We start from the raw sequence: 22,775 nt of genomic DNA, 5'->3' as shown, positions 1-22,775 counted from the left end.
GCCCGGCGGTTCCGGGAGGGGCGCGGGCACGCCGGCCCGGATGCGGCCGGGCGGGCGGACCAGGGCCGTCGGCCGGGCGGCGGTGTCGGGACACGTAGTGACGTCCGTCCCGTCGCTGTCCCGTGGCGGACGAGGGCGCCGACGGCTGTGCGATGACGCTCCACCGCCTCGTCGGCCGGCCGGCTCGACCGCCGACGTCGCCACCCTGCCGCTCGCCGCCCCGGCCCGGACGGGACGTCGCGCGTATCGGCTCGCCGCCGCGACCTCGGCGCACCGCCCCGGCACGCTGCCGGACGGCCCGGCCCCGGTGGCACGGGGTGTCCTCGCGCCGCACCGAGCCCTGCCGGCCGCCCTTGACCACCGGCACGCGCTCCCCGCCTCGCCGCTCCTGCCTCCACCCGGCCGGATCCGCGTACCGGTCGCGGCAACGGTCCTCACGGCGGTGTCTCTATCACCTCGCGAGCGCGACGGGCGAACCGCTCCCGGCTCACTTCCACCGCGTCGACCGCGTCCTGCAGACCGGTGCGACAGCCGTCGTCCGGCACCTCGTCTCCTGGCCTGTCGCGACGCATTCCTTCGAGGTGCGTCCGCAGGGATCTCACCTCCGACCACACGTGCACGGCTTCGACGGCGACGGTTTTCGGTCCCATCAGGTCAAGTCGCGCCTGTGCCTTGTACAGCGCGTCCACCGCGGTATCGAGTTCGCTCACGGCTTCGCGCAACACGTCGGCCGGGGGCGGGGAGTTCCGCGACCGTCGACCGTCGTGATGCGCGATCCGGTGCAGCACGCTGTCGACCGGTTCCGCGGCCTTCATGAAGGCGAGGTACGCCTCCAGACGTTCGCTCCGCAGGGCGCGACTGTGTTCCACCGCCCCCTGGTCACGCGTCTGCCGACGAGCGGCCGCATACGTCAGCCACGAGGTGCACAGGGTGCCGACGACGCCTACTCCGGCTCCCGCCACGGCTGCCCATCCCTGGTCCATGCGGACCATCCTTCCGCGGTACGCCGACGCACGGGACCTGTTCCCCGGATCTTTTCGTCTTCTAGACTCACCAGCCGACCCATCACCACATGTGGACTGTCACAGGCCATGCTTGGAGGCGGACAGATGGCCGCAGCACCACGTCCTCGACCGGGTGATCCGCCGGAGGATCCGGCGCAGCGATTCGCTTTTGAGTTACGTGCTCTGCGCGACTCGGCGGGCAACCCGACGTACCGTCAGATGGCCGCGCGTACGGGCCAGTCACCCAGCGTCCTGTCCGATGCCGCGCAGGGCGGACACCTGCCGCCCCTTGAGATCGCCTTGGCCTATGCCGAAGCCTGCGGCGGTGATCGTACGGAATGGGAGCGGCGGTGGCGGGCGGCTCGGGCCGGCCTCGGAACCGCGCCGGCGCCGAAACGCCGGTGGCCCGTCCTCGCCGTCGCCGGGGCCGCCGCGCTCGCGTTGGCGGTCGCCGGCGCCCTTCTCGCGAAGCGGCTCGTGCACGAGTCACCACCGTCGGACTCCACCGGCCACTCCTCCCGCTTCTTCGCCGACGACGATGTCTTCAATCAACGTCACCCGCACCCCCGTGCGGCACCCGACTCCGCGCAGCTGGTCACCGGCCTGCTCGCCCTGGGGCGCGTGGAGGTGCGCACGGGCGAGGCCAGCCCCGTGGTGTACCGGGCCACCCCCAGCACTCCGACCTACGCGGTCACCCCGCGCAAGCACCTGGGGCCATGGGGAGCCAATCCGTTCGAGGGCGTCGGCTTTCCCTGGGACGCGTCCTGGAAGGCGCCGCCGGAGCGCCAGTGGACGGTGGTGATCACACCGGACGGGCGTTCGCTGGAATGCTGGCGGGCCCAGGTAAGGGACGGGAAGCCGAGCTGTGAATGGGGAGCGGTGTCCCATACCCGTGGCTCGTCGGTCTCCGCCAAGGGCCAGGCCACAGGCAGCGGCCTGTCCCGCCTCGCCGGTCTGATCACCCGCGCCGACTGGAAGGCCGGGCACATCGACCACGCCCTCAGCTTCGGCACCCCGGACAACAACGGCCAGTACGTCTTCCCGGCGGTCACGAGCGACGGCAAGGGCCAAGGCCGGTGGCGCGAGGGGCAGTTCATCTGGCTGGACCGCGCGTACGACATCGGCGCCGACACCTCGCTCACACCGTACGAGCGGGTGATCGCGAAGGCACTGCAGGAGTACGGCGCGTTCGACGTCAAGAACTCGGAACAGTTCACCTTCGTCTCCGAGTACGGATCGAAGCCGCCGGGCACCAAGGAGGACTACGCGTCCCTCGAGCACGTCAAGTTCGCGAAGTACCTGCGCGTGGGGACCATCGCTCCCACGTCATAGCCGACAGCTCCGGGGTCCTGTTGCGGAGGTCACTTGACGGAGCCTCCGGTGATGCCGGCGGCGATGTACTTCTGGGCGAGGACGAGCAGGACGGCGGCCGGGATCGCGGAGAGCACGGACGCCGCCATCACCGAGCCCCAGTCGCCCACGTGCGCCCCGATGTACTGGTAGATGCCCAGCGTGACGGGCTTGACGTCGTCGGTGGTGTTGAGGGTGAGCGCGAACATGAAGTCGCTCCACGAGAACAGGAAGGCGAACAGGCCCGAGGTGATCAGGGAGTTGCGGCTCATCGGCAGCACCACCCGGACGAAGGTGCGCAGCCGCCCCGCCCCGTCCATCTCCGCGGCCTCGATCACCTCGCCCGGTATGGACTGCATGAACGACCGCATCAGCACGATCGAGAAGGGGATGCCCAGGGAGGCGTCCGCGAGCATCAGGCCGAAGAAGGAGTTGACCAGGCCGAGATCGACGTACGAGGTGTACAGGGCGTTGGCGATGACGATGCCCGGCACCATCTGGGTGATCAGGGTGCCGAACACGATGGTGCGCGTGCCGCGCAGCCGGAACCGGGCCAGCCCGTAGGCGGCCGGGGCGGCGATCGCCAGGCAGATGACGACCGCGCCGAGCGAGACCAGCAGCGAGGTCAGCAGGTGCCCGCCCTGGTCGTCGAGCGCCTTGGAGAAGCCGGACAGGTCCAGGCCGTGCGGCACCGGATCGACCTCCAGCAGTCCGGACTCGGGCTGGAGCGCGGTGTTGAGCATCCAGTACAGCGGGAACAGCATCACGGCCAGGACGAGTGTCCCGGCCACGGTGGAGCCCAGGCGGCGTGGGCGGACACGCGGCTTGACGTTCTCTGCGGCCATCGCCGGTCACTTCCCCTCGGTGCGGTTGGCCCGCAGGTAGAACACCGCGAAGACCGCGGAGATCAGGATCAGTACGTTGCCGACGACGGCGCCCGCCCCGAAGTCCAGCCGGACGAAGGAGTTCTGGTAGGTGAGCGTGCCCAGGGTCTGGGTGGCGTCGGCGGGGCCGCCGTCGGTGAGGGCCAGGATCAGGTCGAGAATCTTGACCGTCGACATGAAACCCAGGACGAGGACGACCGTGATGACGGGACGCAGGGTCGGCAGGGTGACGGAGCGGAAGGTCCGCCAGGCGGAGGCGCCGTCCAGGGCGGCGGCCTCGTACAGCTCGCGGGGCACTTCCTGGAGACCGCCGTACAGGATGACCATGTTGAACGGGATCCCGATCCATATGTTGACCAGGATGACGGAGAGCAGCGCCATGTGCGGACTGGTCAACCATGGTGTGTGACCGTCCAGTCCGAGGGTGGCCGTGAAGGAGTTCAGTACACCCGTGTCCTGGTCCAGGATGCGCCGCCACACGATGCCGGAGACCACCATGGGCACCAGCCAGGGCAGCAGGATCAGCGACCGCAGGACGCCGTTCAGCGGGAACCTGCGGGTGAAGAAGACGGCGAGGGCGAGGCCGGCGCAGAACTGGCCGAGCAGTGAGCCCGCGGTGAAGACGAGCGTGTGCCACAGGGCCTTGCCGAACAGGGCGTCCTGGAGGACCGTCGACCAGTTGTCGAACCCGTTGAGGGGCGCCTCGCCGGTGAAGAACGTCTTCGGCGTGTAGTGCTGGAAGCTCATCACGACGTTGCGGACGAGCGGGTAGCCGAAGAACAGCAGCATGAAGAGGACTGCGGGGGCGACGAACCCCCACTGGGCGAGGCGGCGGCGGTACCGGAGCCGGGCGGGGGCCGGTACGCCGGTCGTGGAGACCGCGGTGCGCGCGGTGACGGTGGAGGTGGTCATGTGCGTCTGCCTCAGTTCCCGCTCGTGGCCCGCTGCTGGGCGCGCTGGAGGGCGGCCTGGCTGGACTGTCCGGTCAGGGCGGCCTGGAAGGCGCTCTGGAGGGCGAGCGACACTCCCGGCCAGCCGGCGCCGAGCCGGGCCGTGCGGGACCGGGCCGCGGCCACCTGGTCGGCCAGCGCGTCCAGCTGGGGCACCTGCTCGCGCCAGACGGCGGCGGCCTTCTCGTTCGCCGGGACCATCCAGCTGTTGCGTGCGTAGGTCAGCTGCTCGCGCTCGCTCGTCAGGCAGCCGACGATCCTCCCGGCCATCCGCTCCCGCCGCTCGTCGCCGGTGTCCGGGACCGTGAGCACGGCACCGCCCAGCGGCGCCACGGACCGCGCGCCGGGTCGCGGCACGGGGATCCGCGCGATGCCCCAGTGCAGGGACTTCTTGGTGTTCAGCGTCTCGACCTGCCAGGGGCCGTTGATCATCATGGCCGCGTTGCCCGCCATGAACTGGTCGTTGACGTCGGCCTGGGTCCAGCCCACCGTCGACTTGGACAGCGAGCCGTCCCTGAGCAGGCTCTTCCAGTAGTCCAGCGCCTCGACGACCCTCGGCCCGTCGAGGCGGGTCTCGTCGCCGCCGTTGGACCACATGAACGGCGTGAACTGGAAGACGCCGTCCTCCGCGCCGCCCGCGCTGAGCGCGAGGCCGTACCGCTTGCCCCGGGTGAGTGCGCGTGCGGTCTCCCGCAGTTCCGCCCAGGTGGTGGGCACCTTCAGACCCGCCCGGCCGAGGAGGTCCTTGTTGTAGAAGAGCGCGAGGGAGTTCACCGACCGGGCGGCTCCGTAGTACGTCCCCTTGTAGGAACCGAAGTTGACGATGCCGCGCGGCACGCCGTCGGTGTCCAGTCCGAGCGTCCTGAGGTCGGTCAGCCCGCCGGCCTCGGCGAACACCGGCATCTCCGAGGCGTCGAACTGCACGATGTCCGGCAGCGACTTCGAGGACGCCATGCGCAGGGCCTTGGTCATCACCTGGGCCGCCGGGACGCTCTGCTGCTCGACGGTGACGCCGAGCCGCTCGCCGCACCGGGCCATCGCCTCGGCGTCCCAGCGGTGGTACGTCTCGTCGGTCGAGGAGTTCAGCACGGTGTAGACGGAGCCGTCGCGCTGCCCGCCGCAACCGGACAGCGCCGCCCCGGCGACCAGGGCGCAGACGACCGCGAGGGGTGTCACGGCCCGGCGGGAGCGTCTATTGAAGCGCTTCGACATGTACGGCCCTTGCTGTCGTACCGTCCGGCACCAGCGCCGGACGCCTTTGTTCATGGTGATGACTAATACGCCATGCGGAGGCCGTCGCGCCAGACCCGAGCACGGTTCCGTTCGCGCGCTCCCCCGGTGACCGATGCCGGGAAATCCGTCAACCTCCCTGTTCAGAAGGGATTTCTGGGTGCGCGGGCCTGCCCAGCGGAAAGGTGTTCTGTGTACGATCAAACCGCCGGGCGGCGCCTTCGCGCCCTACTCGACCCACTCCAGCTCCCCCGAGGAAGAACATGAAGTTCACCAACGGCTTCTGGCGCGTCCGCGACGGCGTGCAGATCTCGTACTCAGTTCAACCCCGTGATGTACGTCCGTCATCGAAGCGCTTCACCGCGTATGCCGCCGTGCAGAACGTGGCGCGCAGAGGGGACACGCTCAACGCGCCGCTGCTCACGGTCGACTGCTTCTCCCCCGCCGAGGGCGTCATCGGCGTGCGGGTCACCCACCACGCCGGCAAGCACCGTCCCGGTCCGGACTTCGCCCTGGGAGGGGAGCCGGACGGCGCGGGCGTGGTGCGCCGGGACGGCACGGTCACGGAGCTGACCAGCGGACCGCTGACCCTCCGCCTGGACGAGGCGGCCCCCTGGGCGCTGGCGTTCCTCGGCGCGGACGGCCGGGAGCTGACCCGGGCGGGCGCCAAGGGCACCGCCTTCGCCACCACCGACGAGGGCGCCCACCACGTCCTCGCCCAGCTGGCGCTCGGGGTGGGCGAGCAGGTCTACGGCCTCGGCGAGCGTTTCACCCCGTTCGTGAAGAACGGCCAGGTGGTGGAGATCTGGCAGGCGGACGGCGGCACCAGCAGCGAACAGGCGTACAAGAACATTCCGTTCTACCTCTCCTCGCGCGGTTACGGCGTCTTCGTCAACCACCCCGGCAAGGTCTCGTTCGAGGTCGGGTCGGAGTCCGTCGGGCAGGTGCAGTTCAGCGTCGAGGACCAGAGCATCGAGTACTACGTGATCGCCGGTCCCACCCCCAAGGAGGTGCTCGCCCGCTACACCGCCCTCACCGGCCGCCCGGCGCTGCCGCCCGCCTGGTCGTTCGGCCTGTGGCTGACCACCTCGTTCACCACCGACTACGACGAGGCGACGGTGATGTCCTTCGTCGACGGCATGGCCGAGCGCGGCATCCCCCTGTCGGTCTTCCACTTCGACTGCTTCTGGATGCGCGAGTACCAGTGGTGCGACTTCCAGTGGGACCCGGCCGTCTTCCCCGACCCGGAGGGCATGCTGGCCCGGCTCAAGGAGAAGGGGCTGCGGGTCAGCGCGTGGATCAACCCGTACATCGCGCAGAAGTCCCCGCTGTTCGAGGAGGCGGCGGCCCTGGGGCACCTGGTGCGCCGGCCGGACGGCGACGTCTGGCAGTGGGACCTGTGGCAGGCCGGCATGGGCCTGGTCGACTTCACCAGCCCCGATGCCCGCGCCTGGTTCCAGGCCAAGCTGAAGGCGCTGCTCGACCAGGGCGTGGACTGTTTCAAGACCGACTTCGGCGAGCGCGTTCCCACCGATGTCGTCTGGCACGACGGCGCCGACCCGGAGCGGATGCACAACTACTACACCCACCTGTACAACCGGACCGTCTTCGAACTCCTGCTGAAGGAGCGGGGCGAGGGCGAGGCCGTCCTCTTCGCCCGTTCCGCCACCGCGGGCGGGCAGCAGTACCCGGTGCACTGGGGCGGCGACTGCTGGGCGTCCTTCGAGGCCATGGCGGAGTCGCTGCGCGGCGGACTGTCCCTGTCGCTGAGCGGGTTCGGCTTCTGGAGCCATGACATCGGCGGCTTCGAGGGGACCCCGGACCCGGCGGTGTTCAAGCGCTGGCTCGCCTTCGGCCTGCTCTCCTCCCACAGCCGGCTGCACGGCTCCACGTCGTACCGGGTGCCGTGGAACTTCGGCGAGGAGGCCGTGACGGTCGCCCGGCGGTTCACGCTGCTCAAGCACCGTCTCATGCCCTACCTCTACGGCGCCGCGGCCGAGGCCCACCGCACCGGTGTGCCGGTGATGCGCCCGATGGTCCTGGAGTTCCCGCACGACCCGGCGTGCCGCCCGCTGGACCGCCAGTACATGCTGGGCCCCGACCTGCTGGTGGCCCCGGTGTTCACGGCGGACGGCGAGGTGGAGGTCTACCTCCCCGAGGGCACCTGGACCCACCTGCTGTCCGGCGAGCGGGTCACGGGCCCGGCCTGGCGCACCGAGCGGCACGCCTACGACAGCCTGCCGCTGTACGTCCGCGAGGGCGCCGTGCTGCCGCTGGCCGCCGACGACAGCCGCCCGGACGGCGACTGGCTGGACACCCCCACCCTGCTGGTCCACCCGACGGCGGAGCCGGACTACGCCGCCGAGGTCACGGTCCCCGATCTGTCGGGCGCCCCCGCCGCCGTCTTCACCGCCCGCCGCGACGGCACCCGGCTGCGGGTCACCGCGCGCGGCACCGACCGCCCCTTCACGGTCCGCGTCGCCGGCGGCGCGGGCGCGACCGGCACGGGCGAGGTGGTCGTGCCCCTGGACTGAGCGCACCGGGTGCCGTCTCCCCCGTAATGCGCGGGAAAGGTCACGCGGTGCTCGGCTAGTCTGTCGCGGCAGGCAGGCCGGGCAGCAGTACGGGGGAGACACGATGACCGCCGTCCCGGAGGACACCACGAAGCGCGTCGCGGCGCCGGTCACCACCGGCCGGCTCGTGCTGCGGCTGTTCACGCCCGCCGATGCCGAGGACCGGTACGCGTACCAGTGCCTGCCGGAGGTGGCCCGCTACCTGTACCGTCCGCCGCTCACCCGCGAGGGCTGTGCCGAGTCCCTCGCGGTCCGGGCCGGGGGGACCGACTGGCGGGCGGACGGCGACACGCTGCTGCTGGCCGTGTGCCGGGCGGGGGAACCCGGCGTCGTCGGCGAGGTGGTCCTCACCCTCGCCAGCGCGCACGCGCGGCAGGCCGAGATCGGCTGGGTCTTCCACCCCCGGTACGCCGGGCGGGGTTATGCCACCGAGGCGGCGGGCGCGCTCCTCTCGCTGGCCTTCGGGCAGTTGGACGCCCACCGGGTCTTCGCCCGGCTCGATGCCCTCAACACGGCGTCGGCGCGGGTGTGCGAGCGTCTCGGGATGCGCCGCGAGGCCCATCTGGTGGAGAACGACCTCGACGGGGACCGCTGGGGCAGCGAGTACGTCTACGCGCTGCTCGCCCCGGAGTGGAGGGGCTGAGCCGCCGGGGTCCGGCGGCTCAGACCGTCGCCGTGTGCGCGGCCAGTGCGTCGCGCAGCCAGGCGTCGGCCGCGCCGAGGGTGAGGCCGGGGATCAGTTGCCCCGCCAGCTGCCAGTAGCGGTGCATCACCGGGTGGTCCGCCGCGGCGAGACGGGCCGCCAGGGCCTGGCGGAAGGCGGGGGTGTCCCGCGCGCCGGCGGCCCGCGCGTAGGCGGCGACATAGCAGTCCAGGGCCTCGCCCGGGCCCGGGGCGCGGCCGGCCCGGACGGCGGTCTCCACCAACTGGTGGGCCTCGTACAGGCCGTCGTACAGCAGGTCCGGGTGGGTCTCGGTGACGGGCCGGTGCGAGGCGAGGCAGCCGTCGGTGGCGGCCGTGGCCAGCGCGTGCACGCGGGCGAAGGCGAGGACCTCGTCCGGGGTGGGGTCGGCGGGCGGCTGGGGAACGGCCGCCTCGGTGACCGCGGCGCGCAGCCGGGCGGACAGGCGGACGGGCAGCAGCCGGCGCCAGTAGTGGGCGAGGGCGGAGGTGTCGGGCGGGACACTGACCGCTCCGATCAGCTCCAGGCGCTCCGCCAGCTGCCCCGGCTCGCACTCGTGCAGCGCCCGCAGCGCGGCCTCCCGCCAGCGCAGCGCGGCGAGTTGGCCGCCGACGCCGGCCAACCGGCGGGCCACGACCGCTTCCAGGCCGTCGCCCGAGTCCAGCACCCGCTTGATCTCGGGAACGGGCACGTCGAGGGCGCGCAGCGAACGGATGGTGCGCAGCCGGGCCGGGGCGTCCGGCCCGTAGCGCCGGTGGCCGCCGCTGCTGCGGGCGGCTTCGGGAAGCAGCCCCTGGTCGGAGTAGAAGCGGATGGTCTTGACCGTGGTGCGGGTGCGCGCGGCCAGATCGCCGATGCTCAGGGTGCCGTCCGGTGACACGGGTTGAACCTCCCTCAGGGGGAGTTCCTACGTTACCCGCGACGACCTACTTGTCTGGAGGCGCTGATGTCTGCGTTTGTGCTGGTCTCGGGCCCGTTCACCGACGGGCGGATCTGGTGTGCGGTGGTGGGCCGGCTGCGGCGGACGGGGGCCGGGGCCCACCCGGTGACCCTGGACATGCGGCCGGAGGCGGACCTGGAGACGCATGTCGAGGACGTGGTCCGGCTGATCGATTCCCTCGACGTGCCGCAGGTGGTGCTGGTCGGCCACGACTACGCCATCCACCCGGTGCTGGGCGCGGCCGACCGGCGCCCGGAGCGGGTGGCCAGGATCGTCTACCTGGACGCCGGGCTGCCGCAGCCCGGTGACCCGGCCCTCGCCCTCGTTCCCGACCCCGCGGTGCATGAGCTGCTCGGCGCCGGCGACGACCCGCGGCCCGTCCCGCCGCCGGGGCCTGGGGACTGGCGGCGCTGGGGCAGCACGGAGGGCCTCGCGGCACACCAGCTGGAGTTCCTGAGCGCCGTGGCCGTCGCGCAGCCGCCGCGCACGCTGACCCAGCCGCTGCGGCTGACCGGCGCGGCGGCCGGCGTTCCGGTCAGCGCGATCCTGTGCACGGCCGGCGGGACGACCATCGAGGGCATCCAGGAACTGGTGCGGGTCGGCCCCCCGCAGCTGCGGGAGCTCGCCGACCCGCGGGTGGGCTTCTTCGAACTGGCCACCGGCCACTGGCCGATGCTGTCCCGTCCGCAGGAGCTGACCGACATCCTGGCGCGCGCCGCCGCGGACGAGGGACGCAGGCTGACCGCGCCCGAGGGCGAGCCCGCCTTCCTGCGCCCGTTCCTGCTGGACGTCCCGGAGCGGCCGCGGGTGCGCACCGGCCGCGTGGACCTGCACCTGCCGGAAGCCGGGGACACACCCCGGCCGGCGGTGCTGTTCGTGCACGGCGGCCCCCTGTCGCCCGACCTCGTCCCGACGCCCCGCGACTGGCCGTTCTACCTCGGCTACGCCCGTCTCGTGGCGGACGCGGGTGCGGTGGGCGCCGTCGTGGACCACCGTCTGCACGGCCTCGCCGCCTGTCCGCGGGCCGCCGACGACGTGGCCGAGGCCGTCGAACTGCTGCGGGCCGACCCGCGCGTGGACCCGGAGCGCATCGCCCTGTGGTTCTTCTCCGGTGCCGGACTGCTCGTCGCGGACTGGCTCACGGACCCGCCCGAGTGGCTGCGCTGCATCGCCCTGACCTACCCCGTCCTGGCCCCGCTGCCCGGCTGGGACGCCGTCTCCCCCCGCTTCCGCCCGGCCGACGTGCTCGGAGCCGGCGGAGGGAAGCTGCCGCCGCTCCTGCTCACCCGGGCGGGCCTGGAGACCCCGCAGATCGCCGCCACGATCGAGCCGTTCCTGGACGCGGCGAAGGAGCGCGAGGCCCCGGTCGAGATCATCGACGTACCGCACGGCGCCCACGGCTTCGAGATGCACGAACCGACGGACGAGTCCCGTGCGGCGGTGACCCGTGCCGTGCGTACGGTGCTCTCCCGCCTGTGGAGCTGACGCCCCTCTGCCGTCCTCACAGGGCCGGGCGCCGCCACGGCCGGCCGAGGACGTGATGGTCGAGGAAGTTCAGCACCGTCTCGTACAGGACGCGGACGTGGTTCGGCCTGCCGATGGTGTGGCCCTCGCCCGGGAAATAGAGGAACTTCACGGGCACCCCGAGCCGTTGCAGATCGCTGTGCAGGCTCAGAGCCTGGCCCAGCGGCGCACCCTGGTCCCGGCCGCCGTGCACGAGCAGCATCGGTGTCGACAGCCCCGCCGCGTCGTGATGGGGCGAGTCGGTCTCGTACCGGTCGCGGTGGGTCCGGGGGTCGCCGAAGATCTTCCGGAAGTACGCGTGCATCTCGGTCTCGTTCTGGAAGGCCTCCAGGTTCCACATCCCGGCGGCCGAGACGATCGCCTTGAAGCGACCGGTACGGGTCGCGGCCCGGTTGGCGAGGTAGCCGCCGTAGGACCATCCGGCCAGGGCGGTCCGGGCCGCGTCGAGGTCGTCGCGGGCCAGGGCGGCGTCCGTCAGCGCGATGACGTCGCGGTAGGGCCGGCCGCCGTACTGCCCCCGCCCGCGTTCCTGCATCCGCTGCCCGTATCCGGTGGACAGCGCCGGGTCCGGCAGCAGCACGGCGTAACCGCGGGCCGCGAACGGCCAGGGGTTCCAGGTCCAGGTCCAGGCGCTCCAGGACGCCTGCGGTCCGCCGTGCGGGACGACGAGCAGGGGCGCCGGGTGCTCGGGCGAGGCGCCGTCCGGCAGGACGAGCCAGGCCCGCAGCGGAAACCCGTCGTCCGCCCGCGTGCGCACCTCGGTCAGCGTGCCGGGCAGCGGGCCCAGGCCGCCGGGCGCATCGAGGAAGACGGGATGCTGGTCCGGTGTGACGGTGTCCAGGCGGACCACCCGGGGCGGGCTGTCGATCGCGCTGCGCAGCGCGTAGAGGGTGGTTCCGTCGGGCGTCACGCACAGGGACGAGTAGGCGCCCGAGGCGGTGAGGCGGGTGATCGTGCCGTCGGCATCGCGGCGGAACACCGGGCAGTGCCCCCGCTCGTCACCGGTGAACCACAGCGTGTCGTCCCCGGGAACCGGCGACACGACCGCCCGCCCCGGCCACGGCCAGTTGTCGAAGTCCGGCAGGAGATCGGTCTCCTCGCCGGAGGCCAGGTCGAACGCGACCAGGGTGACCCGCCATTCCGTGTCGTGGGTCTCCTCCCGCTGGCGCTCGCAGACCAGGGCCGTGCCGTCGGCGGTGAACGCCATGCGGTAGTACTGGTGGCCGGGGCGGGAGAACGTACGGCGCCCGGTGCCGGTGGCCGCGTCGGCGACCACCACGACGTTCGTGTCCGGGGCGAGGTCGTTCGCGGCCCGGACGCAGGCCACCAGTGAGCCGTCCGGCGAGAGCACCACGTCACCCGAGCCGGCCAGGCCCTGGCCGCCCGCGTTCACCGGGGCACCGCCGCGGCGCAGCACGAAGGTGTGCGGCTCCCCGGGGCCGGGGGCGGTCCGCCAGATGTGGGCCACCGTCTCCTCGTACAGGATCGCGTCGATTCCGGCGCGCTCGCGCAGACGTGCGGCGTGGGTTCCGGCATCCGTCGCGCCGGGCAGCAGCTCGGCGGTGTAGGCGACCGTGCCGGCGTCCCGGGCGGCGGCGGTGAAGGCCCATATGCCCTCCGGGTGGCCGGCGATCCGCTCGGCCGTCCCGCCCTCGGGCAGCGCCCACAGCGCCGTCCCCTGCCCTTCCCCCTTGTCGTCGGCCGAGTCGGCGCCCTCCCGTTCGCCGAGGAACAGCAGCGTGCCGTCCGCGGCGAACGCGGGGGCGTGGTCGCCCGGCAGGGATCCGGCGACCGGGCGGCTGTCCCGTGCGCCCGAGGGGTCCACCTCCCACAGCCTCGGAACGTGCCGGGTTCCCTCGTCGTCGACCGAGCGCACTTCGGCGATCAGGCGCGCCCCGTCGGGCGCCAGGGCCAGCGCGGTCAGGCGGGAATGTCCGGCGAGCAGGTCGTGGAACGGCGCGGCACCGTGGCGGGGACGGGTCATGGTGATCATCCTGCCTGCCGCGTCCGCCGCGCGGCAGGGGTTCTCCGGCCGCGCGCTGACCGGTTACGGATCCCTGGGAGTGACGGGCCGACCGCAACGGCGTCTCGCGCCACTCCTGGCGCGGAGACCGCCGGGGCCGGTGATCCGGCCGGCGGTCGTCGTGACCGCGCGCCCGATGCCGGCCCCGGGCTCGTGTCCCCTGTGCCGCGGCATGGCTCACGCGGGTTCGGGCTGCGGTTCCGGACGGGGCGCCGGCACGGCCTTCGGTTCCCACCGTGAGGTGGTCCGCAGATAGCCGTAGATCACCGAGAGCATCGCCAGAATGACGAGCGGCCCGAACAGCCAGGGAAGCCGGGCCATTTCCATGGGCAGATAGCGGTACGCCAGCAGGAGCGCCACGAAAACCGTCGTGCCGTGGACGACCAGGCGGGTCCCGGAGCGGTCCCAGCCCCGGGCGAGGGAGCGCAGCGCGGCCTCGATGGTGAGCGTGAACACCACGCCGGCCACGATGTCGGCGCCGTAGTGGTAGCCGAATCCCAGGGTCGCAGCGAGCGTGGCGACCAGCCAGAACGCGCCCCCGTACCGCAGTACCCGCGGGCCCTTGCGGGAGTGGATGAAAATGGCGGTGGCCCAGGCCGTGTGCAGGCTGGGCATGCAGTTACGGGGGGTGATCCCGTCGTACAGCATCGGGTGCGGTGTGGTGACCGGTGTCGGCGTGTGCGGCCACAGGTTGGCCGCCGCCCATTCCAGGCCGCCGGTGCCCGAGGCGCCCGGGCCGTAGGCGAAGATCGGTCCGACCACGGGGAAGATCATGTAGATGCCCGGGCCGAGGAGACCGATCACCAGGAAGGTGCGCACCAGGTGGTGGCGGGGGAAACGGCGCTCCTTCGCCACGTTGCGCAGCTGGTACAGCGCGACGACGACCGCGGCCACCGCGAGCTGCGCGTAGACGTAGTCGAGCAGGTGCGTGACGACCGGGCCGCTGGCGTTCAGCAGGCGGCCGGCCAGCCATGACGGGTTGCCCAGCGCGTGGTCGGCGGTCGCCACGTACTGGTCGAGTACGGTCGGGCGACTCTTCGACGTGATGAGGAGCCACGTGTCACCGGTCTTGCGGCCGGTCATGAGCAGCAGGCCCAGGGCGACGCCCTTCAGCAGGAGGGCACGTTCCGCGCCGGTGCGGCGGGTGACGGCGAGGACCGCGCAGCCGAGGAGAACCAACAGCGCGCCGTTGCCGAAGGGGTGGCCCTCGTCCAGGTCGAAGTGGTAGCCGGACGCCAACCGCACCAGCAGGAACACGACGTCGATGCCGACCGCGACTCCGGCGGCGATGAGCCGTTCGCGCCAGGTGAGCACCACCATCATCAGGCCCATGCTGGCGTACAGCAGGAATCCCGACTTGGGCGGGAGCACCAGCTCGCGCGCCTCGGTGGTGAGCGGCCCGGGCAGTCCGTAGTGACGTGCGGTGATCTCCAGTGCGACGAGGAAACCGAGAGTCGTCACCGCCGCCACGGCCCAGAGAATCACCCGTGGCCGACGCCACGGGGCGACCTCCGTTCCGCCCTTTGTTCGGGTAAGTGCCCGTGTTGGTATAGGTATCAATTGTCTGGCCGATTTGTTAGTCGTTGTCTAATTAGGTGACTCTTCGCCCCGGACAGTCTGCTTTTCCGGTGAATGACGGGCGATGGGTACGCTCGTCATGAGTTCGATCATGTTAGCCGAGTGGTGTGGCCGGGGTTTGCCTCTTACGGGCAGCAGGAAGATCACCTGGCGGGAATTACGGGTGCCCGAATGTCCCGGCGGCGGACGGGTCCTGGCGCGAGGACCTTGACCTCAAGGGCGGTTGAGGTACGAGGGTCAAGACCATGACACGTATGCGAGATCTCCATCACCCTGCCGCCGGGACGACATTGATGAGCGAATGGCGCACCGGTACCGCCGAGCGGTCGCGCACGGCCCTGGACGCCCTGCTCGGCGAATGGTCGGCGGCACGGACGCCGCCCGGGCGGCTGGCACAGCACGTCTTCCTCTCCCTGGACGGCGCCGGCCTCTTCTTCTACGCCCAGTGGGCGAGCGACGAGGAACACCTGGCCTGGGCCCGCGCCCATCGCACCGAGGTCGTCAGCCGCGTCGACACACTGGTGCCCGGCATCGAGCGCCCCGGGCTGATCCGGTCCCGCCTCGCGCGCAGCGTCGTCCACGACGCGAGGCGGCCGGCCGGCCTCTTCGGCGTGCACACGGTGGCGCCCGGCGGCGTGGAGGCCGCGACCGCCCCGGCGCCGGGCCTGCTCGCGGCGCACCTGCACGTGACATCCGACGGCGGGCGGACCGTCGTCGTCACGGAATGGACCGACTCCGCCGCGCAGGAGGCCGCCACGGGAGGTGACGCGGGCGTCAAGCGCTACACGTACGCCCACTCCCTGGTCGACGATCACCCCCGGGGCCGGTCGTGACGCCTCACGTCACCGCTCGTGCGTCCAGGCGAGCGCGATGCGCATGTCGCGGATCCGCCAGCCCGCCGGCGTCCGCACGGTGGCGCAGGTCACACGCAGGCCGCTGGTCCGGTGAGGCGGTTCGCCCTCGCGGTAGAAGTACACGACCTGGTTCGCCGTGGCCTCCGCCACGTCACCGTCCACACGCAGCAGCACGTCCCCGTGCACGTGCTGGGTGTGCTCCCCCTCCACCCGGTGCCGCTCCAGGTGAGCGGTCACCGCGTCGAGGCCGTACAGCTCGCCGCGCGGCGAACGCACCGTGATGTCGCGGTGGTAGACCGTGGGCACCTCCTCGTGACGGCCCTCGTCCAGCAGCCGGGCCAGGCGGGCGAACAGTTCGGCGATCTCCAGGCGATCGGCGGTCGGGGCAGCAGTGGTCACGACGGCGCCTCCTTTTGACGGACACTCCAGTGTTGGTGTGGCCAACACTACAGAAAGATGTTGGTCACACCAACACAGGTAGAGTGATCGTCATGGACGAGACCCCCGAGCGGTTGACGACGCGGCCGAGCTGGCTGATCACCCAACTGGCCGTGCATGCCCGGAAGCTGGTGTTCGACGGTTTCACCGCCGTCGGGGCGCGCGGGTACCACTACCGCATCCTGGCGGCACTGCACGAGTACGGGCCCGCGAGCCAGGCGGAGCTGGGCCGGCGCTGCCGCATCGACCGCAGTGATGTGGTGGCGGCCGTGAACGACCTGGTCGAGCGGGGCTTCGCCGACCGGGCTCCCGACCCGGATCACGGACGGCGCAACAGGGTGACCCTCACCCAGGACGGCGCCCGGCAACTGCGCCGCATGGACAAGGTGCTCGACCAGGTGCAGGACGACCTGCTGGAACCGCTGTCGGCCGAGGACCGGCAGACCCTGACCCGCCTGCTCACCCGAGTCCTCGCCCGGCACGAGCCGCGGTGACGGCCGGCCCGGCGCCCGCGGCGCCGGGCGGCTCCTTCGAGGCGGCCGCTCCGTAGCGGATGAACCCTTCGGCGGCGCGCTTCAGTCGCCCGCCGGTCAGCCGGCCGCCGGCCGCCCTGCGGGCGACGGTGTCCCGGCGGTGCAGGTGAGGGCGTCGGGGATGAGGGCGAAGGTCTGCTCGATGATTCCCGTCAGGCCTTCGCGGTCCCCCTGGCCGCCCCGCGCCGTCCAGTGCAGGCACACCGTGTGCCAGGCGGCGACGAAGATCTCGACGGTGAGGCGGAGGCGCATCTCGTCCGCGCCGGAACGGCCGGCCAGTGTCTCCACGATGGCCTGGGTGGTGTCCTGGCAGTACCCCAGGCTGTGCGACCGCAGCACGGGAACGGCCTCCGCCAGCTCACGCGTGGCCAGGAAGCGGCGGTCCCAGTCCGGGTCCATGGCGTCCAGGGTGGCGTCCAGGGCCGCCCGCAGCGCTTCGAGGAGCGGGCCGTCCAGCCGCACGGCGGCCACGCGGTCCACGTACGCCGACCACAGCTCGCTGTCGGCGGCCAGCGCGACGTCCTCCTTGGACCGGTAGGTGCGGAAGAAGGTGCGCTTGGACACCTCCACCGCGTCACACAGGTCGTCCAGCGTGGTGGCGTCGTAACCGCGCTCGGTGAACAGGCGCAGCGCGGTCTCGGCCAGGGCCCGGCGCGTACGCAGCTTCTTCCGTTCCCGCAGCGGCAGTTCGCGCAGATCGTCACTCACACCCAGGAGCCTACCACCGGGACGCGGTTGCCCTTTGACAGCTAATGCCACTCGGTGGCACTGTCGCCCAAGTGGCCGTTCAGCGGCCGCTCCTGGCCGTCTCCCGAAGGAGCCCTCACTCGTGACCACCGTCCCCACGGGCCGCTCACGTCCGGCGATCACGCTGGCCGTGGTGCTGCTCGCCTTCGTCACCGTGCCGATGTCCATCTCCGGAGCGGCCGTCGCGCTGCCCGATATCGGTGCGGACCTGCACACCTCGGGCGCGCCCCTGCAGTGGGTCATGAACGCCTACAACCTGACGTTCGCCTCGTTCATGCTGGTCGCCGGGTCCGCGGCCGACCTGGTCGGGCGCCGGCGGGCCTTCGCGACGGGAGCGGCGGTGTTCGCCGCCGGGTCACTCGCCGCGGCGCTCGCGCCCGGTGTCGTCCTGCTGGACCTCGCCCGCGCCCTGTCGGGCATCGGCGCGGCGGGCGTGTTCGCCAGCGGTGGCGCGATCCTGGCCACGACCTTCGACGGACCCGCGCGCACCCGTGCCTTCGCGGCCCTGGGCAGCGCCGCCGGTCTCGGCCTGGCGGCGGGGCCGACCCTCGCCGGCTGGCTGGTCGGCACGCTGGGGTGGCGCTCCGCGTTCGGGCTGCACGCGGCCTTGGTGGCGGTGGCGCTGACCGGCGTCGGCCTGGTCGCCGAGTCCCGCGCCCCGCGGCGCCCCCGGCTGGACGCCACCGGCGCGCTGGTGTTCGTCGCGGGCCTCGGACTGCTCGTCCTGGGTACGGTCCAGGGCCCGGAGTGGGGCTGGACGAGCCCCGGCGTGCCGGCCCTGCTCGTCGCGGGCGCGGGTCTGCTGGTGGTGTTCGTCGTCCTGCAGTCGCGTTCCGCGGCCCCCGTGCTCGACATGGCGCTGGTGCGCGACCGCCGGTTCCTCGCGCTGTGCATGGTGCCCGTGGTGTCGACGTTCGGCTTCGTGACGCTGCTGACGTACCTGCCCACCTATCTCGTGGGAGCCGGCGGCTTCTCCGCCCAACGCGCCGGAACGGTCCTGCTGTTCATGACGGCGCCGGTGCTGCTGGCTCCCCCGCTGTCCGGGGGCCTGGTCAACCGGGGCGTCCCGCCCCGGGTACTGATCACGCTCTCCCTGCTGATGTTCGCCGGCGGGAACGCGTGGCTCACCGTGATCGGCCCGGACAGTTCCCTCGCCGTGATCGCCGGTCCGCTGCTGATGACCGGGCTGGGCGCCGGGGTGTCGTTCGGTGTGGGCGACGGCGCCGCGATGAGCCTCGTGGCGCCCGAACAGGCCGGTATGGCCACCGGGTTCCTCAACACCATGCGCATCGGCAGTGAGGCCATCGTGATCGCCGTGTACGGCGCGGTCCTGGTCAGCCTGATCGACGCCCGTGTCGGGTCCCGGGAACTGGCCGCGAAGGTCGCCGCGGGCGACCTGGCCGGCAGCGGCTCGACCGCGCCGGCCGACGGCTTCACCCACGCCCTGCACGTCGCCCTGTACGGAACGGCCGCCGTGTGCGCGGTCGGCGCGCTGGCCGTCTGCGCCGCCCTGGCCCCGCCGCGCCGGAACACCACCGCGCCGCCCCTCGCCCCCGAGGGTGCCAGGGAGCCCGGCAAGGCGGCCTGAGCGGGCCCCGGAGGTGACGGCCCGCACCGCCCGCGGCCGGTGTGGGCCGTCCGGTGCCGAGGGCGCCGGCGCCGCGGGCCGGGCCGCCCCTTCGGCGACCGCACGGTGGCCCCTGCCCGGCGGCTACCCGCGGACGCCGACCACCGCGCGGTGGTGGCGGGGTGTCTCGATCTCGTCGAGCAGGGCGAGCGCGAAGTCGGCGTACGTGATCCGGCTCGCCGGGTCGCCGTGGTCGGCGACCCGGTAGCGGTGGGTGCGGTCGCCGTCGTGGTCGAAGTCGCCCGCGGGTGCCACGTAGGCCCAGTCGCGGTCGCTGGAGCGCAACTCTTCGAGGCCCGCGGCGTGACCGAGGCAGAACGGCCGGTACTCGTCCGGAAAGCCTGGCTCGTCCATCAGCGGCGTGCCCGATGCCCCGGGCAGGACGGAGGCGATGCCGACCACGACCAGGCGGCGCAACCCGGCCTCGGCCAGACCGGCGGTCAGCGCGCGGGACGAGGCGGTGAAGAAGTCGTACGACGGGACGGACAGGTCCACGGCGGCGCTGAGCGCGGCATCGTGCCCGGCCGCCACCTCCGCGACACCGGACGCGTCCGTGACATCGCCCGCCACCAGCCGCACGTCGGTGAGGTCGCCGTGGCGCGCGGGGTCGCGTACCACTGCTGTGACCCGGTGGCCACGCCGGTGCGCCTCGGCGACGGCCTGCCGCCCGGCCCTGCCGCCCGCGCCGAAGACCACGATGTTCATGACGAACCGCCTTCCCCAGGACCGGAGCCCTTGCGCCCGGTCGGTGCGGCGACGCTAGCGACGGCCTTGGTTTCCCCTCGGATACCGGTTGCCGCGGTTATCGTGACGCCATGGACGCCATGAGGGAACCGCTGCCCGCCGACATGTTCGACGAGGTGTGCCCGTCGTCGCTCACCCCGATCCGGTTCGGCGACAAGTGGGCGGCGCTCGTGATCCGTTGCCTGGAGCAAGGGCCGCGCCGTTTCTCGGAGTTGCGTGTTCCGCTCCGGCGCGTCACCCCCAAGGTCCTCACCCAGTCGCTGCGTTCGCTGGAGCGGGACGGTCTGGTCAAGCGCACCGTCCACGCGCAGGGCGCGCCGCACGTGGAGTACGAACTGACCTCGCTGGGCCGCAGTCTGCTCGGACCCATCGCGGTCGCCTGCGCCTGGGCCGAGCAGCACTGGGAGGAACTCCTCGAGGCCCGCGAGTCCTACGACGACGCCACCCGCCTCGACCGCACCGGCTGACCCGCGCACGACGGCGCCGGTCCGGCGGTGCCCGGGCCGCGGCCCTGACGGGAGGGACCGTCCGCGGGCCCGCTCGACCCGCCCCGCCGATAGGCTGCCCTCATGACGCGCGGCTGGTTCCTGCCCCTCCTGCTCGCGGGCTTCGGCTCGCTCGTCGCGGCCGTGTCGGCCGTGGGCGGGTCCATAGGGCGCGCCGTCGCGCTGTGGCTGGTGTTCGCGCTGCTCGCGGGGTGGTGCTCGCCGCTGATGTTCCCGCGGTCGGTCGGTGCGGAGGAGGCACGGGACCTCGGCGCGGTCGACGGCCGGCCGGTCGTCTACTGGCGGGCGGGGTGCACGTACTGCCTGCGCCTGCGCCTCCGGCTGGGCCGCGACGCCCGTCGGCTGCACTGGGTCGACATCTGGCGCGACCCGGCGGGCGCGGCGGCGGTGCGGGCGGTCAACGACGGTGACGAGACCGTGCCGACGGTGGTGGTCGGCGGCCGGCCGTACGTCAACCCCGATCCGCGATGGGTGCGCGCCCAGCTCTGACCGGCGACCGCAACGCATGCGGCAGGTTGTACGACCATCGCATGATGCCCGCAAGGAGTACGTGCCTCACCTCTGCCGGTGATCTTCACCGTCATCGGCCTGCGTTCCGGCGGGAAACGCGTACCTTTTGCCGGGTGATCGCAGTCCTTTGCGCCGGGCGAGGAGCCCATCGACCCGGTAGGGGCGCGGAATTCCCCGGACGGTACCCCGGACTCGCCCACCGAGCCCGGCGGGAACGGCTCCGCGACTCCCCGTGCTCCGTCACCGGTCACGGTGCGGCCCGGGACAACGCCCGTGCGGCGGTGGGCGTTCCGGTCCTCGCGCAGTCGGCCCACGTGCTGCTCGCCGCCCCGGGCCGGCCGAGGCGGAACGGGCCCGGCGAGCCGGTCGCGTCCGCCTGACCCCGCCCACCGGCCCCGTGCCCCCTCCCCCTCCCTCCCCCTCCCTTTCTGGACGACGCCATGTCACTGCCGCGTACCGGCCCGCCCTCGCCCGCCGCCGCCCCATCCGTGCCCAGGCCCCGGCGCTGTCGCCCCGGAGCCGTTCTCGTCGTCGAGTCCGTGGCCGTCTTCATGGTCATGCTCGACAATCTCGCGATGAACAACGCCCTGCCGGAGATCGGCCGGGACCTGGCCGTGGGGGTCGGCGGCCTGGAGTGGGTCGTGGCCTCGTACACGCTGGTCCTGGCGGCCTTCCTGCTGCCGGGCAGCATCGTCGGCGAGCGGCTGGGGCGGCGCCGGCTGTTCCTCGCCGGACTGGCCGCGTTCATCCTCGGGTCGGCGCTCGGGGCGACGGCGGACAGCTGGGCGACGCTCGTCGCCGGTCGGATCGTCCAGGGCGCGGGAGGCGCGGCCCTGCTGCCCTCCAGCGCCGCGCTGCTGCGTCAGGTCTTCCCCGAGGACGCCGGCCGGGCCAAAGCGCTGGGGCTGCGCGGTGCCGCGTCCGGGCTGGGGCTCGCCCTGGGCCCGGTGATCGGCGGTCCGCTCGTGGAGCGGTTCGGCTGGCAGAGCGTGCTGTTCATCAACGTGCCGATCGGCGTGTGCCTGCTGGTGTTCGGCGCGTTCTTCCTGCCGTACGCGGCGCCCTGCCGCGACCGTTCCTGGGACCTGCCCGGACAGGCGCTGTCGGCCGTCGGTGTCGGCGGGCTGATCTTCGCGCTCATCCAGGGGCCGTCGGCGGGCTGGACCGACCCGGTCGTCCTGGCCGGGCTCACCGCGGCGGGGCTGGCGCTGCCCGCCCTGATCGCGGTGGAGACGCGTGCCGCCGAGCCGATGCTCGACCTGTCCTTCTTCCGTGACCGGCTGTGCGCGGTGGCCGCGCTGGCCGGTTTCTCCACGAGCCTGGCGCTGTTCGGAGCGATCTTCTTCCTGTCGCTGTACCTCCAGTACGTCCTCGGCTGGTCGCCGGCCGGGGCCGGCCTCGTCTTCCTGCTGGCGTCCGCGTTCATCGTGGTCACGGGCCCCCTCGCGGGCCGGATGTCCGCGCGCTGGGGAGCCCTCCGGCCGCTGCTGATCGGCGTCACGCTGTGCCCGCTCGCGCTCGCGGGACTCGCCCTGTACGGGGATCACGCGCGCTATGCCGAGTACTGCTGGATCCTGCCGGTCATCGGGGTGTGCGTGAGCCTGACCTTCGTACCGGTCAACGTCATCGTCGTCCAGCGGGTACGCGGCCGGCGGGCCGGCATGGCGACCGCGCTCGCCGAGATGCTGCGCGAACTCGGCGGCGTGACCGGTGTGGCGGCGCTCGGGGCGGTGCTCAACTCCCGGATGAGGGAGTCGTTCCTGCGCCAGGCGGAGGCCGTCCTCCCGGCGGGCGAGGCGCACGCGCTGGCCGACCGCGCCCTGGCCCACGGACCGGCGGCCGCGCTCGCGGGCCCGGACGCCGGCGCGGTACGCCACTGGTTCCACGCCGCGTTCCTCGACGGTCTGCACGCGGCGCTGCGCACGGGCGCCGTGGGCACGGCTGCGGTGGCCGTGTGCGCCTACGTGATGGTCCGCACATCGGCGACGGCACCGGCGGACGAGCCGAACGACCTGGTGCAGCCGGCGGCGTGACCCCGCGCGAGCGCGCCGAGGAGGGCGGACGGGGGTGGTGTCAGG

20 protein-coding genes are annotated in these 22,775 nt (G+C 72.7%); 10 read left to right on the top strand and 10 right to left on the bottom strand.

The genetic code is table 11. The features are described 5' to 3' along the window. Positions 1–434: 434 nt before the first annotated feature. Positions 435–815 carry a hypothetical protein gene (locus tag AB0E62_RS29440; RefSeq protein WP_362200326.1) on the bottom strand — a complete coding sequence of 127 codons (381 nt, stop codon included), beginning with the start codon at positions 813–815 and terminating at the stop codon, positions 435–437. 408 nt (positions 816–1,223) lie between these two features. Between AB0E62_RS29440 and AB0E62_RS29435 the strand changes: the two genes are divergently transcribed. Beyond that, a complete protein-coding gene (locus AB0E62_RS29435; RefSeq protein WP_362200324.1) occupies positions 1,224–2,336 on the top strand; it encodes an XRE family transcriptional regulator in 1,113 nt (370 codons plus the stop codon). Between the two features lie 29 nt (positions 2,337–2,365). On the opposite strand, the gene AB0E62_RS29430 is transcribed toward AB0E62_RS29435, so the two are convergent. Genes AB0E62_RS29430 through AB0E62_RS29420 form a run of 3 tightly spaced genes read right to left on the bottom strand, consistent with a single transcriptional unit; the run spans position 2,366 to position 5,400 of the window. Continuing rightward, a complete protein-coding gene (locus tag AB0E62_RS29430; protein ID WP_362200320.1) occupies positions 2,366–3,199 on the bottom strand; it encodes a carbohydrate ABC transporter permease in 834 nt (277 codons plus the stop codon). Between the two features lie 6 nt (positions 3,200–3,205). Next, positions 3,206–4,150 carry a sugar ABC transporter permease gene (locus tag AB0E62_RS29425; protein WP_362200317.1) on the bottom strand — a complete coding sequence of 315 codons (945 nt, stop codon included), beginning with the start codon at positions 4,148–4,150 and terminating at the stop codon, positions 3,206–3,208. An 11-nt stretch (positions 4,151–4,161) separates the two neighbouring features. Beyond that, complete coding sequence (locus AB0E62_RS29420; protein WP_362200314.1) at positions 4,162–5,400, bottom strand: sugar ABC transporter substrate-binding protein; 1,239 nt, start codon at positions 5,398–5,400, stop codon at positions 4,162–4,164. A gap of 281 nt (positions 5,401–5,681) precedes the next feature. Between AB0E62_RS29420 and yicI the strand changes: the two genes are divergently transcribed. Together yicI and AB0E62_RS29410 are read left to right on the top strand one after the other, a co-directional pair. Beyond that, positions 5,682–7,952, top strand: coding sequence for an alpha-xylosidase (gene yicI, locus AB0E62_RS29415; protein WP_362200311.1), 2,271 nt, complete (start codon positions 5,682–5,684; stop codon positions 7,950–7,952). 103 nt (positions 7,953–8,055) lie between these two features. Then, a complete protein-coding gene (locus tag AB0E62_RS29410) occupies positions 8,056–8,634 on the top strand; it encodes a GNAT family N-acetyltransferase (protein WP_362200308.1) in 579 nt (192 codons plus the stop codon). A gap of 19 nt (positions 8,635–8,653) precedes the next feature. Here the strand turns inward: AB0E62_RS29410 and AB0E62_RS29405 are convergent, their stop codons facing one another. Then, on the bottom strand, positions 8,654–9,553 hold the full coding sequence (locus AB0E62_RS29405; RefSeq protein WP_362200305.1) for a MerR family transcriptional regulator: 900 nt from the start codon (positions 9,551–9,553) through the stop codon (positions 8,654–8,656). Between the two features lie 66 nt (positions 9,554–9,619). On the opposite strand from AB0E62_RS29405, the gene AB0E62_RS29400 reads away from it, so the two are divergent. Beyond that, the gene (locus AB0E62_RS29400; RefSeq protein WP_362200302.1) at positions 9,620–11,098 is read left to right on the top strand and encodes an alpha/beta hydrolase; all 1,479 of its coding nucleotides are present in this window, start codon (positions 9,620–9,622) and stop codon (positions 11,096–11,098) included. A gap of 16 nt (positions 11,099–11,114) precedes the next feature. Here AB0E62_RS29400 and AB0E62_RS29395 read toward each other — a convergent pair whose 3' ends face one another. Both AB0E62_RS29395 and AB0E62_RS29390 read right to left on the bottom strand, forming a co-directional pair. Further along, complete coding sequence (locus AB0E62_RS29395; protein ID WP_362200299.1) at positions 11,115–13,121, bottom strand: S9 family peptidase; 2,007 nt, start codon at positions 13,119–13,121, stop codon at positions 11,115–11,117. A 216-nt stretch (positions 13,122–13,337) separates the two neighbouring features. Then, positions 13,338–14,642, bottom strand: coding sequence for a phosphatase PAP2 family protein (locus AB0E62_RS29390; RefSeq protein ID WP_362200389.1), 1,305 nt, complete (start codon positions 14,640–14,642; stop codon positions 13,338–13,340). 389 nt (positions 14,643–15,031) lie between these two features. On the opposite strand from AB0E62_RS29390, the gene AB0E62_RS29385 reads away from it, so the two are divergent. Next, positions 15,032–15,571 carry an antibiotic biosynthesis monooxygenase gene (locus tag AB0E62_RS29385; RefSeq protein WP_362200296.1) on the top strand — a complete coding sequence of 180 codons (540 nt, stop codon included), beginning with the start codon at positions 15,032–15,034 and terminating at the stop codon, positions 15,569–15,571. A gap of 9 nt (positions 15,572–15,580) precedes the next feature. On the opposite strand, the gene AB0E62_RS29380 is transcribed toward AB0E62_RS29385, so the two are convergent. Continuing rightward, complete coding sequence (locus AB0E62_RS29380; protein WP_362200293.1) at positions 15,581–15,991, bottom strand: nuclear transport factor 2 family protein; 411 nt, start codon at positions 15,989–15,991, stop codon at positions 15,581–15,583. A 92-nt stretch (positions 15,992–16,083) separates the two neighbouring features. On the opposite strand from AB0E62_RS29380, the gene AB0E62_RS29375 reads away from it, so the two are divergent. Then, positions 16,084–16,524: a MarR family transcriptional regulator gene (locus AB0E62_RS29375; protein WP_362200290.1), complete on the top strand. Its 441-nt coding sequence runs from the start codon at positions 16,084–16,086 to the stop codon at positions 16,522–16,524. 96 nt (positions 16,525–16,620) lie between these two features. Here AB0E62_RS29375 and AB0E62_RS29370 read toward each other — a convergent pair whose 3' ends face one another. Next, the gene (locus AB0E62_RS29370) at positions 16,621–17,271 is read right to left on the bottom strand and encodes a TetR/AcrR family transcriptional regulator (protein ID WP_362200287.1); all 651 of its coding nucleotides are present in this window, start codon (positions 17,269–17,271) and stop codon (positions 16,621–16,623) included. 121 nt (positions 17,272–17,392) lie between these two features. On the opposite strand from AB0E62_RS29370, the gene AB0E62_RS29365 reads away from it, so the two are divergent. Continuing rightward, positions 17,393–18,898 carry an MFS transporter gene (locus tag AB0E62_RS29365; RefSeq protein ID WP_362200284.1) on the top strand — a complete coding sequence of 502 codons (1,506 nt, stop codon included), beginning with the start codon at positions 17,393–17,395 and terminating at the stop codon, positions 18,896–18,898. 123 nt (positions 18,899–19,021) lie between these two features. On the opposite strand, the gene AB0E62_RS29360 is transcribed toward AB0E62_RS29365, so the two are convergent. After that, positions 19,022–19,642: an NAD(P)H-binding protein gene (locus AB0E62_RS29360; RefSeq protein ID WP_362200281.1), complete on the bottom strand. Its 621-nt coding sequence runs from the start codon at positions 19,640–19,642 to the stop codon at positions 19,022–19,024. 119 nt (positions 19,643–19,761) lie between these two features. Between AB0E62_RS29360 and AB0E62_RS29355 the strand changes: the two genes are divergently transcribed. The 3 genes from AB0E62_RS29355 to AB0E62_RS29345 all read left to right on the top strand — a co-directional run bounded on the left by AB0E62_RS29355 (position 19,762) and on the right by AB0E62_RS29345 (position 22,730). Then, positions 19,762–20,148: a helix-turn-helix domain-containing protein gene (locus tag AB0E62_RS29355; protein WP_362200386.1), complete on the top strand. Its 387-nt coding sequence runs from the start codon at positions 19,762–19,764 to the stop codon at positions 20,146–20,148. A gap of 102 nt (positions 20,149–20,250) precedes the next feature. After that, the gene (locus tag AB0E62_RS29350) at positions 20,251–20,676 is read left to right on the top strand and encodes a glutaredoxin domain-containing protein (RefSeq protein ID WP_362200278.1); all 426 of its coding nucleotides are present in this window, start codon (positions 20,251–20,253) and stop codon (positions 20,674–20,676) included. A gap of 461 nt (positions 20,677–21,137) precedes the next feature. Continuing rightward, complete coding sequence (locus AB0E62_RS29345; RefSeq protein ID WP_362200275.1) at positions 21,138–22,730, top strand: DHA2 family efflux MFS transporter permease subunit; 1,593 nt, start codon at positions 21,138–21,140, stop codon at positions 22,728–22,730. Positions 22,731–22,775: the final 45 nt, after the last annotated feature.

Origin of the sequence: Streptomyces sp. NPDC038707 (assembly GCF_040636485.1) — a bacterium.
Taxonomy (GTDB): Bacteria; Actinomycetota; Actinomycetes; order Streptomycetales; family Streptomycetaceae; genus Streptomyces.
Note: the sequence above shows the minus strand (reverse complement) of the source record. Positions and strands in the feature narration are given on the sequence as shown.

What these genes read in the sequence shown, in the direction of transcription:
- AB0E62_RS29440 (WP_362200326.1), bottom strand. Translation starts at nt 815, where the DNA reads ATGAAGGCCGCGGAACCGGTCGACAGCGTGCTGCACCGGATCGCGCAT.
- AB0E62_RS29435 (WP_362200324.1), top strand. Translation starts at nt 1,224, where the DNA reads ATGGCCGCGCGTACGGGCCAGTCACCCAGCGTCCTGTCCGATGCCGCG.
- AB0E62_RS29430 (WP_362200320.1), bottom strand. Translation starts at nt 3,199, where the DNA reads ATGGCCGCAGAGAACGTCAAGCCGCGTGTCCGCCCACGCCGCCTGGGC.
- AB0E62_RS29425 (WP_362200317.1), bottom strand. Translation starts at nt 4,150, where the DNA reads ATGACCACCTCCACCGTCACCGCGCGCACCGCGGTCTCCACGACCGGC.
- AB0E62_RS29420 (WP_362200314.1), bottom strand. Translation starts at nt 5,400, where the DNA reads ATGTCGAAGCGCTTCAATAGACGCTCCCGCCGGGCCGTGACACCCCTC.
- yicI (WP_362200311.1), top strand. Translation starts at nt 5,682, where the DNA reads ATGAAGTTCACCAACGGCTTCTGGCGCGTCCGCGACGGCGTGCAGATC.
- AB0E62_RS29410 (WP_362200308.1), top strand. Translation starts at nt 8,056, where the DNA reads ATGACCGCCGTCCCGGAGGACACCACGAAGCGCGTCGCGGCGCCGGTC.
- AB0E62_RS29400 (WP_362200302.1), top strand. Translation starts at nt 9,620, where the DNA reads ATGTCTGCGTTTGTGCTGGTCTCGGGCCCGTTCACCGACGGGCGGATC.
- AB0E62_RS29395 (WP_362200299.1), bottom strand. Translation starts at nt 13,121, where the DNA reads ATGACCCGTCCCCGCCACGGTGCCGCGCCGTTCCACGACCTGCTCGCC.
- AB0E62_RS29385 (WP_362200296.1), top strand. Translation starts at nt 15,032, where the DNA reads ATGAGCGAATGGCGCACCGGTACCGCCGAGCGGTCGCGCACGGCCCTG.
- AB0E62_RS29375 (WP_362200290.1), top strand. Translation starts at nt 16,084, where the DNA reads ATGGACGAGACCCCCGAGCGGTTGACGACGCGGCCGAGCTGGCTGATC.
- AB0E62_RS29360 (WP_362200281.1), bottom strand. Translation starts at nt 19,642, where the DNA reads ATGAACATCGTGGTCTTCGGCGCGGGCGGCAGGGCCGGGCGGCAGGCC.
- AB0E62_RS29355 (WP_362200386.1), top strand. Translation starts at nt 19,762, where the DNA reads ATGAGGGAACCGCTGCCCGCCGACATGTTCGACGAGGTGTGCCCGTCG.
- AB0E62_RS29350 (WP_362200278.1), top strand. Translation starts at nt 20,251, where the DNA reads ATGACGCGCGGCTGGTTCCTGCCCCTCCTGCTCGCGGGCTTCGGCTCG.
- AB0E62_RS29345 (WP_362200275.1), top strand. Translation starts at nt 21,138, where the DNA reads ATGTCACTGCCGCGTACCGGCCCGCCCTCGCCCGCCGCCGCCCCATCC.